Source organism: Microbacterium alkaliflavum (assembly GCF_044325405.1).
GTDB lineage: Bacteria > Actinomycetota > Actinomycetes > Actinomycetales > Microbacteriaceae > Microbacterium > Microbacterium alkaliflavum.
The window spans coordinates 98,400-113,815 of the sequence record NZ_JBIQWL010000005.1 but is presented as its reverse complement, the minus strand read 5'-3'; the positions used below and the strand labels follow the sequence as shown (position 1 = coordinate 113,815).

Sequence of the window (15,416 nt, the reverse complement as noted above, 5' to 3'; positions counted from 1 at the left end):
AAGTGTGAGATGCAATCTCACGAGACTGCCCGGAATGTCGTCGCCAGGACTTAGAATCGGGCTCGGCGACGCGGCCGTGCGCCCATCGCGGGCGGCCCGGCCGGCGCCCGAAAGCTGCGTGCAGGAAGGGGCGGGCTCACATGGAGCGCGACATCTACGACGAGGACCACGAGGCGTTCCGCGACGTCGTGAAGGAATACATCAAGCGCTACGTCACGAACGAGGCGCGCGAGCGGTGGGATGCCGAGGGCGAGGTCGATCGCGCGACGATGCGCGCGGCGGGCGATGCCGGCATCATCGGGCTGTCGGTGCCCGAGGAGTTCGGCGGCGCGGGCATGCTGCAGGACTACCGGTTCCGTGCGATCGTCAACGAGGAGATCATCGGCGCGGGCTCCGGCTCGCTCGCCGGGGCTTTCGGCATCCAGGACGACCTCGCCGTCCCGTACCTCGTGCACATGGGCACGCAGGAGCAGAAGGAGAAGTGGCTTCCCGGCATGGCGACCGGCGAGATCATCGGCGCCCTCGCGATGACCGAGCCCGGCGCGGGCAGCGATCTGCGTGGCATCAAGACGACCGCCAAGCGGGCCGAGGGCGGCTACATCGTCAACGGCGCCAAGACCTTCATCTCGAGCGGCAAGACGGCCGACGTCATCGTCACGTTCGTCAAGACGGGCGAGGGCAATCGCCCCGACGCCTTCAGCCTGCTGCTCATCGAGAACGGCATGGCGGGGTTCGATCACGGCAAGAAGCTCCACAAGATGGGCTTCCACGGCCACGACACCGCCGAGCTGTCCTTCAGCGACGTGTTCGTTCCCGAGGAGAACCTCATCAGCGGCAAGGAGGGCATGGGCTTCGTGCAGCTCATGATGAACCTCCCGCTCGAGCGCCTCTCGATCGCGGTCGCCGGAGCCGCCGCCGCGCAGGCGGCGCTGGGCTGGACCGTCGACTACACCAAGAGCCGCGAAGCGTTCGGCGAGCGCATCATCGACTTCCAGAACACGCGCTTCAAGCTCGCGGATGTCGCCACCACGGTCGACGCGCTGTGGGCGTACATCGACCGCGCCCTCCTCGCCTACAAGGACGGTCGCCTCAGCGCCGAAGAGGCCGCGAAGATCAAATTCTGGGCGACAGAGCGCGAGTGGGACGTGCTCGACACATGCGTGCAGCTCCACGGCGGCTACGGGTACATTACGGAATACCCGATCGCGCGTGCATTCCTCGACGCGCGAGTGCACCGCATCTACGGCGGGACGAACGAGATCATGCGTGAGATCGTGGGTCGGCAGATCGCAGGCAAGCGCTAGCGCTCACCAGCCATCAGCGGCGGAATGCCGCTCGGGAATCAGACGGATGCCGGGGTCCTTGCTGGGGGTGAGGATCGCGGCATCCGTCGTCTCTGCAGGGCGCGGTTGAGGGTGGTTTCGCCGGCTCGCCATCGATACCGTCGAAGTGCCGGCTGATCGTCGGCGTCATCGCGCGCGTCGAAGATGACGCGCGTCTTCGAAGGAGAAGCAACGATGAACCTTCCTGCCCGCCCATCTCGAAGAATGCTCGCGGTCACAGCCGCGGCCGCGACGGCCATTGCATTCGTCGCGGCGCCGACCGGTGCGGCCCTCGCGGCGCCGTCCCCGAAGGCGTGCGAGACGCGCAATAACAACACCATCTCGAACCTGCTGGAGTGCGTCACGCCGGAGGGCGTCACGCAGCATCTGCAAGCGCTGCAGGACATCGCGAACGCCAACGGCGGCACACGCGCCGCAGGGCTGCCCGGTTACGAAGACAGCGTCGACTACGTGACGGGCGTCCTCGAGGCGGCGGGGTGGACCGTCACGATCGACGAGTTCCCGTTCACCTATGTCGGTCCCGCCGAGCTCGAGCAGACCGCGACCATCACCGCCGACTACGAGACGGGGGCCTTCACAGGCACGGGGTACGGCCAGGTGTCCGGCAACGTCATCCCCGTCGACGTGGCGATCGCGGATCCCTCGGTCGTGACGAGCAGCTGCGAAGACTCCGACTACAACGGGCTGGACTTCTCGGGACCGGACGACATCGCCCTCATCCAGCGAGGGACGTGCACGTTCGCCGACAAGGCCGTGCGGGCGGAGGCGCACGGCGCCGAAGCAGTCGTGATCTTCAACCAGGGGAACGAACCCGGACGCACGGGACTCATCATCGGCACGCTCGGCGGTGCGAACGTCGTCGACATCCCGGTCGTCGGGGCGTCGTTCGCGGACGGTGTGGCCCTCGCGGCGCCCGGCTCGACCGCGCGGGTCTTCGTGCCCCAACCGGAGGAGCGCCCGCAGAAGAACGTGATCGCCGAGCTTCCCGGTCGCAACAACGACAACGTCGTCATGGCGGGAGCACACCTCGACTCGGTGCCCGCAGGTCCCGGCATCAACGACAACGGCAGCGGCTCGGCCACCCTGCTGGAGCTCGCTCAGAACCTTTCGAAGCTGAAGCCGGAGAACACGATCCGACTGGCGTGGTGGGGTGCCGAGGAGGCTGGACTGCTCGGATCGGCCGCGTACGTGAACGGACTGTCAGAGGCGGAGAGGGACAGGATCGCCCTGTACCTGAACTTCGACATGATCGCCTCGCCGAACTACGTGTTCATGATCTACGACAGCGACCAGTCGGGCTTCCCGGCACCGGTTCCCGTGCCTGACGGATCGGTCCAGATCGAGGACCTGTTCGAGAGCTATTACACGACGATGGGCGTGCCCTACGACGACGCGCAGTTCACGGCGCGCAGCGACTACCAGGCCTTCGTCCTGGCGGGGATCGCATCCGGCGGGCTGTTCACGGGCGCCGAGGTGCCCAAGACGGCCGCCGAGGCGGCGATCTGGGGCGGCACGGCGGGCGCGTGGCTCGACCCCTGCTACCACCAGGCATGCGACACGATCCAGAACGTCGACATGCACGCGCTGGACGTCAACTCCGACGCGGTCGCGCTCGCGGTGCTCGCGTACTCCTACTCGACGGAGTCGGTGAACGGCGTCGTGGGGAAGTCGATCCCGGGCGGACTCAAGCTTGCCGCTCCGGCCGGTCCGGCGATCCCGGCGACCGCCACGGCCGCCGGCGGCCTGAGCCACGTCGACGACCTGCCTGCGGACTGACACTCGGCACCGGACGGGTCCGCCGCTTCGGCGACGGGCCCGTTCCCGTCCGGGGCCGGCATCCGCGTGATCCGCCCCGGCATCCATCGACCCGCCTCAGCGGAGGTTGCCGCCGCTGCACGTCTCCTGCGCTGCCGTGGATCCCGTGATGCTCGGGGGAAGGGCGATCGCCTCCTCGCCCGGTGCCGGCGTCTCCGGTGTGCTGGGGGCCGCGGGATCCGCCGGTGCCGGCGTGACCTCGACGACACCGCCGCGGGCGCCGACGTCGCCTGTCAGCTCGAGCGGACGGTTGGTCGCGAGCGCTGCCCACAGCGCATCGGCGGCACCCTCGTTCGCGACGACGCGGTTGGGGTCGGCCGGGTCGGTGAGCGTCGGGTACTGGATGAAGACGATCTCGTCGAACGGCACGTCCTTCACGGCGAGCGCGATCTGCACGACCGTGAACGGATTGGCGAGCGATCGCGTCGGCGTGACGCTGTCGAGGCCGGCGACGGCGAGCTTGTAGAGACGTGCAGGGTCGGAGAGCACCTCCTCGCTCATGAGCTTGCGGGCCAGCCGCGACATGTACTGCTGCTGGTTGGAGATGCGGCTGAGATCGCTGCCGTCGCCGACGCCGTAGCGCGTGCGGAGGAACTCCAGCGCGGTGATGCCCGACACGGTGTGCATCCCGGCGGGGAGATCGAGATCCGTGTTGCGGTCGCGGATGCCTCGGGCGAGGCAGACGTCGACTCCGCCGATCGCGTCGGTGACCTTGATGACGCCGCCGAACGTCACCAGCGCACCGAACTGGATGTCGAGGCCGCTCAGCGCGGAGATCGTCTTGACGACGCACGCGAGCCCGCCCCCCTGATACGCCGTGTTGAGCTGGGCCGTGCCGCCGCCGGTGTCGGTCCCGTCGGGGCGCGTGCACGACGGCAGCGTCGTGATGAGGTCGCGGGGGAACGAGACGACCGTGACGCGTCGCGGGTGGTCGGAGATGTGCACGAGCAGGTTCACGTCGTTGAGCCGGCTCGTGCGGTCGGCACCGGTGCAGCGGGCGCCGAACAGATACGCGAAGTCGGGCTCGCACTCGTCGATGCCTGTCACGAGGAGATTGACGCCGCCCTCGATCGCGCCGATGTCGGGTGGGACGGCCTGTTGGTCGGGGAGATCGACGACGACATCGGCGAAGCTCGCGGCGAGATCGTAGGTCGCGTAGGCGCCGACCCCGCCCGCGCTGAGCACGACCACCGCGACGCACACGGCGAGGATCTTCCCGAATTGCGCGACAGGGTGCGGCGAGCGCAGATGCGCGTGCCGCGCGACAGTACCCCGTCGTCTTGCCATCCCGAAGCCCCCGCTGTCAGGTTGGGGTGAGTCTAGCCCCGGGGCGCCCGATCCAGGAGGGTCGCGTCACGATGGGCGAGGAGGGCGAGGGATGCGGCGACTCGAGCAGGTGGCCGACGGCGTGCTCGTCGCGACGAGCAGAGTCATGTCGACGACGTCGACCGTGCTCGCGGCCGGCGGCCGGGCGCTCCTCGTGGATCCGGCGTGGATGCCCGACGAACTCGGCGGGCTCGACGCGGAGCTTCGCCGGCGAGAGCTTCGCGTGGTCGGGGGATTCGCGACGCACGCGCACCACGACCATCTGCTGTGGCATCCCGGATTCGGCGATGCGCCGCGGTGTGCGTCGCCCCAGACCGTGCGGCTCGCGGAGTCGGATCGGGGCGCGCTCGTCGAGGCCCTCGGCGGAGATCTCCCGCCGGAGCTGGCCGACCTGATGGGTCGGGTGATGCCGTCGCCCGCCGACGTGTTCGAGTCTCCGGCCGGACCCGTCGAGCTCATCGTGCACGACGGACACGCGCCGGGGCACACGGCGCTGTGGCTCCCCGTGCAGCGCGTGCTCATCGCGGGGGACATGCTCAGCGACCTGGAGGTGCCGCTTCCGTTCGATCCTGACGACGTGCCCGCCTATCTCGCCGCGCTCGACCTGCTCGAGCCGTTCGCCGCCCTCGCGGCGGTCGTCATCCCGGGCCACGGCGCGCCGGGCCCGCACGCCCGGGCGCGACTCGACGCCGACCGTCGCTACCTCGACGCCGTGCTCCGCGGACGCGTCCCGGACGATGACCGCCTGGCGGATCCCGGCATGCGCGACGAGTACGAGCACCTCGTGCGTGTGGTTCGCGGGCAGCGCTGATCGGGCCCTCCCTGCATCGACCTGTCCCGGAACCCGGCGGGATGTGGCGCGAGTCGCCTCACATGCCGGAGATGCGAGTCATCCGCACCGTCGAGCCGAGTTCCGGCACGCCTCGACGGGGGTCAGTCGCGCGCCGCGACGACCTTGGGGCGCCGCCGCCGCGCGAGCCGAGCGACCCCTGCGGCGCGCAGGCGGTCGGCGATGAGGATGCCGAGCGCAGTTGCTCCCAGGGTGCTCGCCACCATGATCGCGAAGAATCCCACTTGGACTCCGAGCGGCATCGTCTCAAGACCGAACGACGCCGCGGCGAGGAGCGGGTAGACGATGCTCACGACGATCGCTCCTGCGTAGTGCTGCCACGTCCTCCAGTAGCGGTAGAGCACGATGAGGAACGGCAGTTCGGCGAAGAAGGCCCACCACAGGTTCGTCGCGACGCTCGCGAAGCCGTATCCCGAGAACGGCACGATCACGAGCCCCGAGATGAGGCCGACGAGCAGTCCCGCGAACGGGCGCTGCAGCAGCCTCAGCGCGATGACGGCGGGCAGCAGCCAGAGCCCCGCGGTCGCCACGGAGAAGAACGGCACGGCGGCGAAGAGCGCCGTCGACACCCAGTTCGCCACAGCGAGCAGCACGCCGCCCGCGACGCCGATCGCGGCGCAGGTCAGCAGGTACGCCGTCGTGATGCGGCTCACGCGCCGACCTCCACCTGCTGCTGCGCCCTCGGGGTCGGCGAGGCGGCGCCGACGCGCCAATAGCCGCAGAAGCTCACGAGGTCTTTCGGGACGCCCCGCTCGCTCACGAGGTGGCGCCGCGCGCCGGTCGGCAGAGCCTGCTCGCCGACGATGAACGCGTGGTACGGCTGGGCGGGCAGGTCGCGCTCGGGCAGCTCGGCAAGGATGCGGAACGCGGGTTCGCCGGGCTTGACGCCGTGCTCCCGCACGACCCAGCGCACGTCGATCCCGGCCGGGCGGTCGAACTCGAGCGCGTCGACGGCGCTCGGCACCTCGATGATCGCCAGTCCCGAGGCGTCCGCGGGCAGGCTCGCACAGATGCCCGCGATCGCGGGAAGGCCTGTCTCGTCGGATGCGAGCACGACGCGGTCGGTGCCGCGCTCGGGATTGAAGGCGAGACCTTCGTCGATGAGCACGACGCTCTCGCCCGCGGTGCACGTCTCGGCCCAGCGCGACGCCGGTCCGGCGGTGCCGTCTGCGGCGGACCCGTGCAGCACGAAGTCGACGTCGAGCTCGGCGCCGCGATCGGCCGTCGCCGGGCGGAAGGCGCGCACCGTGTAGTTGCGCATGACGGGGCGCATCCCGTCGGGGATCCGCAGGAACCGCAGGTACCCGAGCAGCTTGTTCGCCTTCGCGGGGATGCGCTCGAGCCCGGCGTCTCCGCCCACCGGCAGGAAGAGGCGGAACCACTGGTCGTAGCCGAGCGGCCGGAACCGATCGATCTCGCCGCCGCCGAGGGTCACCCGCATCCAGTGTGCCGACAGGCGTTCGGTGCGCAGCACCTGCAGGTGGACGAGGTCTTGCGACGACGGCTTCACGAGCCGGCTCGACTGCGCCATGCGCGTTCCTTTCGATGAGGTGACGGTGAGCGGTGGCCGGACATCACAGGCCCCACGGGAAGAAGAGCCAGAACAGGGCGGCGGAGGCCAGCCAGAAGAGCAGCACGAACACCGTGTCGCGGACGCGCCACGGCACGAGGTGACGCTCCGTGCGGTCGGGGTAGGCGCCGAAGGCGCGGGAGTCCATCGCCAGTGCGACGCGTTCGGCGTGGCGGATCGCACCCGCCAGCAGCGGCACGATGTAGCCGCCCCACCGTGCGAGCGCCGCGAACGGACCGCGCCCGCCGTGGGCGCCGCGCACCCGGTGCGCCTGACGGATGACCTCCAGCTCGTGTCCGAACCGCGGCACGAACCGGAACGCCGCGAGCGCCGTGTAGCCGATCCGGTACGGCACGCGCAGTTGCTGCACCATCGCGCGCACGAGGTCGGGGCCGGTCGTCGTGACGCCGACCAGGAGTGAGAGCGCGATGATGGCGCCGAGCCTGAGGGCGGTCGCGTAGCCGATCTGGAGCATCCCGCTGTACAGCGTCCATCCGCCGATCTGCAGCACGGGACTTCCCGCGTCGATGCGCGTCGGGTCGGTCCACAGCGAGAAGCCGAGGCCGATGACGGCGACGGCGACGGGGATGCCGACGAACAGCAGCAGCGCGAGCCGTCGCGTGAGCCGCGCTCCCACGAGCAGGAGCGCGTAGGCCAGCGCGAGGAAGGCGAGCGGGGTCGCGGCATCCCGGACGAACACGAGCAGCACCATGGCAGGCGCGGGTCCTGCGATCTTCGCGAGGGGATTGAGCCGGTACAGGAACCGGATCGGGCTCGCCTCGGGCGCGGTGGCGTAGGGATCGAAGGATGCCGCGGACCGCTGCACGCGGACCGTGCCGGTCATGATGCGACTCCCGATGATCGTCCGGGCAGATCGGCCAAGCGCGCGATGCGGGCCAGCTCGGGATGGCGCGTGAGATCGTGCAGCGCTCGGCGGAGGGGTGGGAGACGCAGCCCCGCGGATTCGATGAGGGCGTCGTCGGCGAAGACCTCGGGCGTCGGGCCCTGCGTCAGCACCCGACCCCCGGAGAGCACGACGGTGCGGTCGGCGTGCTCGGTGACCAGCTGCATGTCGTGGGTCACCACGAGGATGGTCGTGCCGTCGGCGTTGAGCTCCTGGAGGAGGCCGAGGAGCTCCTCCGCGCGGGCGCGGTCCTGGCCGAACGTCGGCTCGTCGAGAGCCAGCACGGGGGCACCCGCCACGAGCGCCGTCGCCACCGAGAGGCGACGCTTCTGGCCCCCGGAGAGGAGGAACGGGTGTGAGCCCGACTTCGCCGCGAGTCCGAAGCGCTCGAGCACCGCCTCGGTGCGCTCGCGCACCTGCGCATCAGGCAGGTGCTGCAGCCGCAGGCCGTGGGCGAGCTCGTCGAACACGGTGTGCGCGATGAACTGGTGCTCCGGGTTCTGGAACACGAATCCCACACGCCGCGAGAGCGTGCGCGCGTCGGCGCGCCCGACGTCGAGGGCGTCTCCCGCGCCTGTCGACGGGTCGCCGATCCGCACCGTGCCGCGCGGGGGCGGGATGACACCCGCGATCGCCTGCACGAGGGTGGTCTTGCCGGCGCCGTTGGCTCCGACGACCGCCACGAACTCGCCGGGTGCGATGTCGAGGTCGATGTCGTGGAGCACGCGGGTGCGTCCGCGGTCGATCGTGAGCCCGCGCACGGCGATGACCGGTGGTCTGGTGCCCGAGTCTGTCGACGGGCGGGACGCCGAGCCCGCGAGAGGCGTCGTGCCCTTCGTGTCGCCGGCTTCTGCGACGTCGGCTCCCGTGACCGGGTCGGCGCCCGTGACCGGGTCGGTCCCCGAGCTTGTCGAGGGGTTGAACACCGAGCCCGCGAGGCGCGTCGGCCGCACGCCGTCGTCCGCCTCGAGCGCGGCGTGCAGCTCTGCGGGCGTAAGGGGCAGCGGATCGAGGGCGAACCCGGCCCCGCGCAGACGGAGGGCCGCGAGGGCCGACGTCGGCAGCCATACGCCGATGTCGTGAAGCTCCTCGGCGCGGCGGCGCAGCACGGAGTCGACGTCGCCGTCGGCGACGAGTCGTCCGTCGTGGTCGAGCACGACGACGCGATCGACGAACCCGACAGCTGCGTCGAGATTGTGCTCGACGAGCACGATGGCGCGGTCGCCCGCCTCGACGAGTTCGGCGAGGGCGGCGTAGACCTCGTCGATCCCCCGCGGATCGAGGTTAGCGGTGGGCTCGTCGAGCACGAGCAGCGGCGCATCCATCGCGAGTGCGCACGCGATCGCGAGACGCTGCCGCCCGCCGCCCGAGAGGCGGTCGGGATTCTCGGCGCGCCGGTCCCACAGCCCGACGCGGCGCAGCGCCGCCTCTGCGCGGGCGAGCACGTCGGCGACCGGCATCCTGAGGTTCTCCGGTCCGAAGGCCACCTCGTCGAGGAGCGTCCCCGTCACGAGCTGCGCGTCGGGGTCTTGGAACACCATGCCGACCTGGGTGCTCAGCTGCGCCACGCTCGACGTTGCGGTGTCGAGCCCCCCGACGAGGACCTCCCCGTCGAGGGTTGCGGGCACGGCGTGGGGGATGAGGCCGTTGAGGGCGAGCGCAAGTGTCGACTTGCCCGATCCGCTCGGGCCGAGCAGCAGTACGACTTCGCCGGGGCGCACCTGGAAGGTCACCGATGCCGGGGTCGGGGCATCCGCACCCTCGTGCGTGATCGCGAGCCCGCGCACCTCGAGGAGGGGGCGGGATGCGGCATCCGTCGACAGCGCGACGGAAGCGTCGCGGCGCGGAACGGTCACGGTACTTCCCAGGAGTCAGGCGTATTAGTCCTACCTAACTTAGCCTGCCCTAACCTCGCCGTCGAAAGCGTCAGCGGTGCGCGGTGCGCGCGACGCCGGCCCGACGCAGACCTGCTCCGATGCCCAGGCCCACGGCGGTCCACGCGATGGGGCCGAGCACGGCGAGCAGGAGGTAGGTGATCTGCGCCCACAGCGCCATCGTCGACAGGTGCGCCGCGAAGAACACGGCGGCCGCGACGACGACGCCGATGATCAGCGCCGAGATGAAGAAGCGCCACGCGTCCCACACCTTGTAGCGGGTCAGCGCCGCGACGATCTCCTGGATGCCGCCGAAGAGGATCGCCGTGCCGATGAACCGGAAAGCCCATTGCGGCGCCATCGCGCTCGCGACCAGCGCTGCGATGACGTGTGTGATGAGTGCGACCCAGGGGAGGCGCAGCACCTCCTGCGCGATGATGCCCGGCAGCACGTGCGCGCCGAGCACGAATCCGTAGACGATCGGCACGGTCGCAAGGACGACAGGCGTGAGCCATCCCGCGATGCCGCCCACGATTCCGGTTGCGACGGCGATCGCAGCACAGGTGAGCAGCACGCTCGTCGACAGTCGGGTGGAGGCGGCCACCCGCTCACTGTAGCCGCACACCTCATGCGTTTCTCATCTTGAAGCGATTCCCCCGAAGCGCTTCGGTGGGTTACGTTTGCCTCGTTGCGCGCCGACGATGTCGCGCAACTTCTTACTGTGCCGGGTCAGATGCGGCGCCGTCGGCGAGTGAGCCGTACGGCCGGAAGCGGCGGGGCCGGGATGCGTTCGTCGCCGTGTCCCACGACGTGTCCGAACCGGTCCGATCCCGCCTCCCACGCGTCGCGCGCCTCGACGATCTCTTCGTGCGAGCGCCCCACGAAGTTCCACCACATCACGATGTCGTCCTCGAACGGCTCGCCGCCGAGGAGGAACAGCGTCGCCCCGTCGGGCGCCTCGACCTCGATGCCGTCGCGCTTCGTGCCGAGATACAGCAGATGCCCCGCGACGAGATCCGTGGATGCTTCCTCCTCACGCACACCCGTCAGCACCCGCACCGAGCCCTCCACGCCGACGAGGGCGTGCTCCCACGCCGGATCGAGGGGGATCCGCACGCGTGAGCCCGCAGGCACGCGCACCTCGGCCCCGACGATCGGCGTGTATGCCGTCGCCGGTGACTCGACGCCGCCGAGCGCGCCCATCACGACGACGGCCTCGCCGGATTCGCCCGCGCTCGCCTCGAGGCGCAGCGTCGGCAGGTGTTCGTGCCGCTCGAACGCGGGCCCGCCGTGGCGGCGCGACTCGGGGAGGGCGACCCACAGCTGCAGTGCGTCGAGGGGGATTGCGTCCTCTCCCACCGAGTACTCGGAGTGCGCGATGCCGGCGCCGCTCGTCATCAGGTTGAGGGCGCCGCGCGTCACGACGACGTCGCTGCCGACGGTGTCGCGGTGCCGCACGTCGCCCGTGAACGGCCAGGTCACCGTCTGCAGTCCGATGTGCGGGTGCGGCTCGACGCGCATGCGCGCGACCTGCGGCCCGAACCGGTCGAGGAAGCACCACGCGCCGACCAGCGGAAGGTCGCGCTGCGGGAGCGTGCGATGCACCTCCATCGCGCGCACGCCGCCGAGCGGCACTTCGCGCGACTCCAGCAGGAGGGCACGCGGTCCGTCGCACTCGGCGGCCGTGTTGAGCTCGGGGGCCTCCGCGTCGAGCCTCGTCATCGTCTCGTCCTCACTCGGGATGCGGCTGCGCGGGCCACTCGATCACGAGGCCCGGAACCTCGTTCCTGCGCAGATAGCCCGCGACCACGGGGCAGTGCGGCACGACCGTCTCGCCGCGGCGCGCGACGTCGGCCATCGCCTCGGCGACGAGCGTCTGCGCGAGTCCGCGCCCGCGGAAGGCCGGATCGACCTCCGTGTGCGGGAAGTTCAGGCGACCCGCTGCGTCGATGCGGAACATCGTGTAGCCGGCGAGGACGTCGCCGACGTGGATCTCATAGCGGTGCTTGAGGTCGCTGCGGCTTACGGTGATGAGCTCGTCTGCGTCGGTCACAGGCATCCTTTCGTCTTCTTCTCTCACGGTAGGCGCGTCCGGCGTCGTTGCGCCACGTCGACACCTCTGGCGGAGGACGGGCGATGGGTCTAGCGTCTGGGCCAGCGCCGTGTCCACTGCGCCGGCGCCGCACTCGGGGAGCGGACCGTCGGCCCGCGCGATTCAAAGGGGAATCATGAAACGACGCATCCTGGCCGCGCTTGCGGCGCTCGGCCTCACGGCCACGATGGCGGCGGGCTTCGCGCCCGCAGCGTACGCAGCCGATCCCGGCGGATCACCCTACGTCGCACTGGGCGACTCCGAAGCCGCCGGCACCGGCAATCTGCCCTACGTCGACCAGTCGTGCCTGCGCTCGAGGAAGGCGTACCCCGCCGTGCTCGCGGGAACCCTCGGCACGTCCGTCGTCTCGGCGGCGTGCGCCGGCGCCAAGACCGACGACGTGCTCGGCCAGGTCGCCGCCCTCTCGGCGACGGGCGACCTCGGCCCCGCGACCCGGCTCGTGACCCTCACGGCGGGCATCAACAACTTCGACTGGCAGGCGGGACTCGCCGCCTGCGGCGAGGGGGGCGACCCCGTCGCGTGCGCACAGGCGCTTCAGGCGGCTGCGCTTGCGGTGCAGGCGCTGCCCGCGAAGATCGGCACGCTGGTCGGTGCCATCCGCGCCGTCGCCCCGAACGCGCTGATCGCGGTGACGGGGTATCCGCTGGTCTTCGGTGATGTCACGACGTTCTGCAGTCTGGGGGCCGGGCCCAGCGGGCCTGTCAAGCTCTCGGCGGCACAGACCTCCCTCGCGAACTCCTTCATCCAGAACGTCGACACCGCTGTCGCAGCCGGTGTCGCGGGATACCAGCAGCTGACCGGTGACCCGGGCGTGCGGTTCGTCGACGTCGCGACGGGCTTCGACGGCCACGGCCTCTGCGACACAGGCGGCCGGTGGATCAGCGGGCTCGTGTCGGGCAAGCAGACCTCCGACCGCGGGCTGCACCCCAACGTGCCGGGCCAGGAGGCCTGGGCCGCGATCGTCGCAGCCGCCGTCATGCCGTAGCCGACGCATCCCTCTTCGATCGTCTGCCGGGGTCGGAGTCGTCGCTCCGGCCCTGGCAGACTCAGGTGATGCCCCTGAACCTGCTCGACGCCGTGCCGATGGGCGCGGGCGAGGACGACGCATACCTCGGGTTCGTCGAATGGGCGGCCGACCGCGGGTTCGATCTCTACCCTGCGCAGGACGAAGCCGTCATCGAACTCGTATCGGGCTCGAACGTCATCCTGTCGACGCCGACAGGCACCGGGAAGTCGCTCGTCGCGATCGCCGCGCACGCCATCGCCCTCTCACGCGGCGGCCGCACCTACTACACGGCCCCCATCAAAGCTCTCGTGAGCGAGAAGTTCTTCGCGCTCGTCGACGTCTTCGGCGCCGAGAACGTCGGCATGGTCACCGGTGACTCGTCGGTAAACCCCGACGCCCCGATCGTGTGCTGCACGGCCGAGATCCTCGCGAACCTCGCGCTGCGGCAGGGGCCCTCGGCGCCCGTCGACCAGGTCGTGATGGACGAGTTCCACTATTACGGCGAGCCCGACCGGGGCTGGGCGTGGCAAGTGCCGCTGCTGCTCCTGCATCGTGCGCAGTTCGTCCTCATGTCGGCGACGCTAGGCGACGTCACCGACATCGCCGACGACCTCTCGCGACGCACCGGACGGCCGACAGCCCGCATCACGGGCGTCGAGCGGCCCGTGCCGCTGCACTTCTCCTACGCGCGCACCCCCGTGCACGAGACGGTCGAAGAGCTGCTGCAGACCGGCCAGGCGCCTGTCTACATCGTGCACTTCTCCCAGGCGGCGGCGATGGAGCGTGCACAGGCGCTCTCGTCGATCCGCATCGTGTCGCGGGAGCAGCGGGATGCCATCGCCGACGCGATCGGCGGCTTCCGGTTCACGACGGCCTTCGGTCGCACGCTCTCGCGATACGTGCGCGCGGGCATCGGCGTGCACCACGCAGGCATGCTGCCGCGCTACCGCCGGCTCGTCGAGACGCTCGCACAGCGCGGCCTTCTCCGGGTCATCTGCGGCACCGACACGCTCGGCGTCGGGATCAACGTCCCGATCCGCACGGTGCTCATCACGGCCCTGTCGAAGTTCGACGGCACCAGGATGCGGCAGCTGACGGCGCGCGAGTTCCATCAGGTCGCCGGACGCGCCGGTCGCGCAGGCTTCGACACGGCAGGGACCGTCGTCGTGATGGCGCCCGAGTGGGAGATCGAGAACGAGGCCGCCTTGCGCAAGGCGGGAGACGACGCCGCCAAGCGCAAGAAGATCGTGCGCAAGAAGGCGCCGACCGGCGTCGTCAACTGGGGGCTCGGATCGTTCGAGCGTCTCGTCGACGCCGAGCCCGAGCCGCTCGTGCCGCAGCTCTCGCTGACCGCCGCGATGCTCATCAACGTCATCGCCCGGGGTGGCGACGTGTTCGAGAACGTGCGCTCGCTCGTCTTCGACAACCACGAGCCGCGGGCCCGCCGGTACGCCCTGGCGCGGCGGGCGATAGCGATCTTCAGCACGCTCCTTGCCGCCGATGTGGTCGAGATCGACCGCAGCGGGGCGGGTGCGGCATCCATTCGGCTCACCGTCGATCTGCAGCCGAATTTCGCGCTCAACCAGCCGCTCTCGCCGTTCGCGCTCGCGGCCATCGAGCTGCTCGACCCCGACGATGCCGCGCCGGCAGGAACGGGGACGGGGCACTACGCCCTCGACGTCGTGAGCGTCATCGAGTCGACGCTCGACGATCCGAGGCCCGTCTTGTCGCAGCAGGAGTTCAAGGCGCGCGGCGAGGCGGTGGCCGCCATGAAGGCCGAGGGGCTCGACTACGACGAGCGCATGGAGGCGCTCGAAGAGGTCACGTATCCGAAGCCCCTCGAGGAGCTCCTCGCGCAGTCGTACGAGGTGTTCGCGTCGAGCCAGCCGTGGGTGCGCGACTTCGAGCTGTCGCCGAAGTCGGTCGTGCGCGACATGTTCGAGCGGGCGCTGTCGTTCGGCGAGCTCATCTCGCTGTACCAGCTCGCCCGCAGCGAAGGCCTCGTGCTGCGCTACCTCAGCGATGCGTACCGGGCGATCCGTCAGACCGTGCCCGCCGAAGCGCAGACGCCGGATCTGCTCGACGTCATCGCGTGGCTCGGTGAGCTCGTGCGCCAGGTCGACTCGAGCCTCGTCGACGAATGGGAGGCGCTCGTCAACCCCGCCGCCGCGTCGGACGAGCCCGTCGTGCCGCCCGCGCCGCCGTCGGTTCTGACCAACCGCCGCGCGTTCGGAGTGCTGGTGCGCAACGAGCTCTTCCGCCGCGTGCAGCTCGCCGCTCTGCAGAAGGACGACGAGCTGGAAGCCCTCGACCCCGACGTCGACTGGCCCGCCGCCCTCGATGCGTACTTCGAGGAGCACGACGAGATGCTCACCGGAGGATCCGCGCGGTCGCCGCGGCTCGTCGCGATCGATGAGACGCCCGCCTCGGCAGGCGTGTGGCGCGTCGAGCAGACCATCGACGACCCCGCCGGCGACCACGACTGGCGCATCCGCGGCGAGGTCGACCTCGCCGCGTCGGAGGAGGCCGGAACCGCCGTCGTGCGGATCACGGAGGTCGTCCGGCTCTGACCTCGGGCACTTCGTCGGCTCGGCCGCGGTGAAAGTGCGGGTGAG

13 protein-coding genes are annotated in these 15,416 nt (G+C 70.5%); 5 read left to right on the top strand and 8 right to left on the bottom strand.

Annotation, left to right across the window (positions count from 1 at the left end; translation table 11 throughout):
- Positions 1–140: 140 nt before the first annotated feature.
- Entirely contained in the window at positions 141–1,304 is a 1,164-nt protein-coding gene (locus ACH3VR_RS14780) for an acyl-CoA dehydrogenase family protein (RefSeq protein ID WP_397557083.1), read from the top strand.
- Positions 1,305–1,517: 213 nt separating this feature from the next.
- Entirely contained in the window at positions 1,518–3,119 is a 1,602-nt protein-coding gene (locus tag ACH3VR_RS14775) for a M28 family metallopeptidase (protein WP_397557082.1), read from the top strand.
- 96 nt (positions 3,120–3,215) lie between these two features.
- Here ACH3VR_RS14775 and ACH3VR_RS14770 read toward each other — a convergent pair whose 3' ends face one another.
- Entirely contained in the window at positions 3,216–4,445 is a 1,230-nt protein-coding gene (locus tag ACH3VR_RS14770; protein WP_397557081.1) for an LCP family protein, read from the bottom strand.
- 91 nt (positions 4,446–4,536) lie between these two features.
- On the opposite strand from ACH3VR_RS14770, the gene ACH3VR_RS14765 reads away from it, so the two are divergent.
- Positions 4,537–5,295, top strand: a complete 759-nt coding sequence (locus ACH3VR_RS14765) for an MBL fold metallo-hydrolase (RefSeq protein WP_397557080.1) — start codon at positions 4,537–4,539, stop codon at positions 5,293–5,295.
- Positions 5,296–5,417: 122 nt separating this feature from the next.
- On the opposite strand, the gene ACH3VR_RS14760 is transcribed toward ACH3VR_RS14765, so the two are convergent.
- From ACH3VR_RS14760 to ACH3VR_RS14730, 7 genes are all read right to left on the bottom strand, one after another.
- Positions 5,418–5,987, bottom strand: a complete 570-nt coding sequence (locus tag ACH3VR_RS14760) for an ECF transporter S component (RefSeq protein WP_397557079.1) — start codon at positions 5,985–5,987, stop codon at positions 5,418–5,420.
- Positions 5,984–6,865 (bottom strand): siderophore-interacting protein, encoded by an 882-nt coding sequence (locus tag ACH3VR_RS14755; RefSeq protein ID WP_397557078.1) that lies wholly within the window; start codon positions 6,863–6,865, stop codon positions 5,984–5,986. The genes ACH3VR_RS14760 and ACH3VR_RS14755 overlap by 4 nt, the downstream gene beginning before the upstream one ends.
- Positions 6,866–6,908: 43 nt before the next feature.
- Positions 6,909–7,748, bottom strand: a complete 840-nt coding sequence (locus ACH3VR_RS14750; RefSeq protein WP_397557077.1) for an energy-coupling factor transporter transmembrane component T — start codon at positions 7,746–7,748, stop codon at positions 6,909–6,911.
- Positions 7,745–9,664 carry an ABC transporter ATP-binding protein gene (locus ACH3VR_RS14745; RefSeq protein WP_397557076.1) on the bottom strand — a complete coding sequence of 640 codons (1,920 nt, stop codon included), beginning with the start codon at positions 9,662–9,664 and terminating at the stop codon, positions 7,745–7,747. The genes ACH3VR_RS14750 and ACH3VR_RS14745 overlap by 4 nt, the downstream gene beginning before the upstream one ends.
- A gap of 70 nt (positions 9,665–9,734) precedes the next feature.
- On the bottom strand, positions 9,735–10,286 hold the full coding sequence (locus tag ACH3VR_RS14740; RefSeq protein ID WP_397557075.1) for an ECF transporter S component: 552 nt from the start codon (positions 10,284–10,286) through the stop codon (positions 9,735–9,737).
- 125 nt (positions 10,287–10,411) lie between these two features.
- A complete protein-coding gene (locus tag ACH3VR_RS14735) occupies positions 10,412–11,404 on the bottom strand; it encodes a pirin family protein (protein ID WP_397557074.1) in 993 nt (330 codons plus the stop codon).
- Between the two features lie 10 nt (positions 11,405–11,414).
- Complete coding sequence (locus tag ACH3VR_RS14730) at positions 11,415–11,735, bottom strand: GNAT family N-acetyltransferase (protein WP_397557073.1); 321 nt, start codon at positions 11,733–11,735, stop codon at positions 11,415–11,417.
- A gap of 175 nt (positions 11,736–11,910) precedes the next feature.
- Here ACH3VR_RS14730 and ACH3VR_RS14725 point away from each other — a divergent pair, with 175 nt between their 5' ends.
- Entirely contained in the window at positions 11,911–12,780 is an 870-nt protein-coding gene (locus ACH3VR_RS14725) for an SGNH/GDSL hydrolase family protein (protein WP_397557072.1), read from the top strand.
- 68 nt (positions 12,781–12,848) lie between these two features.
- Entirely contained in the window at positions 12,849–15,371 is a 2,523-nt protein-coding gene (locus tag ACH3VR_RS14720; RefSeq protein WP_397557071.1) for a DEAD/DEAH box helicase, read from the top strand.
- Positions 15,372–15,416 lie beyond the last annotated feature (45 nt).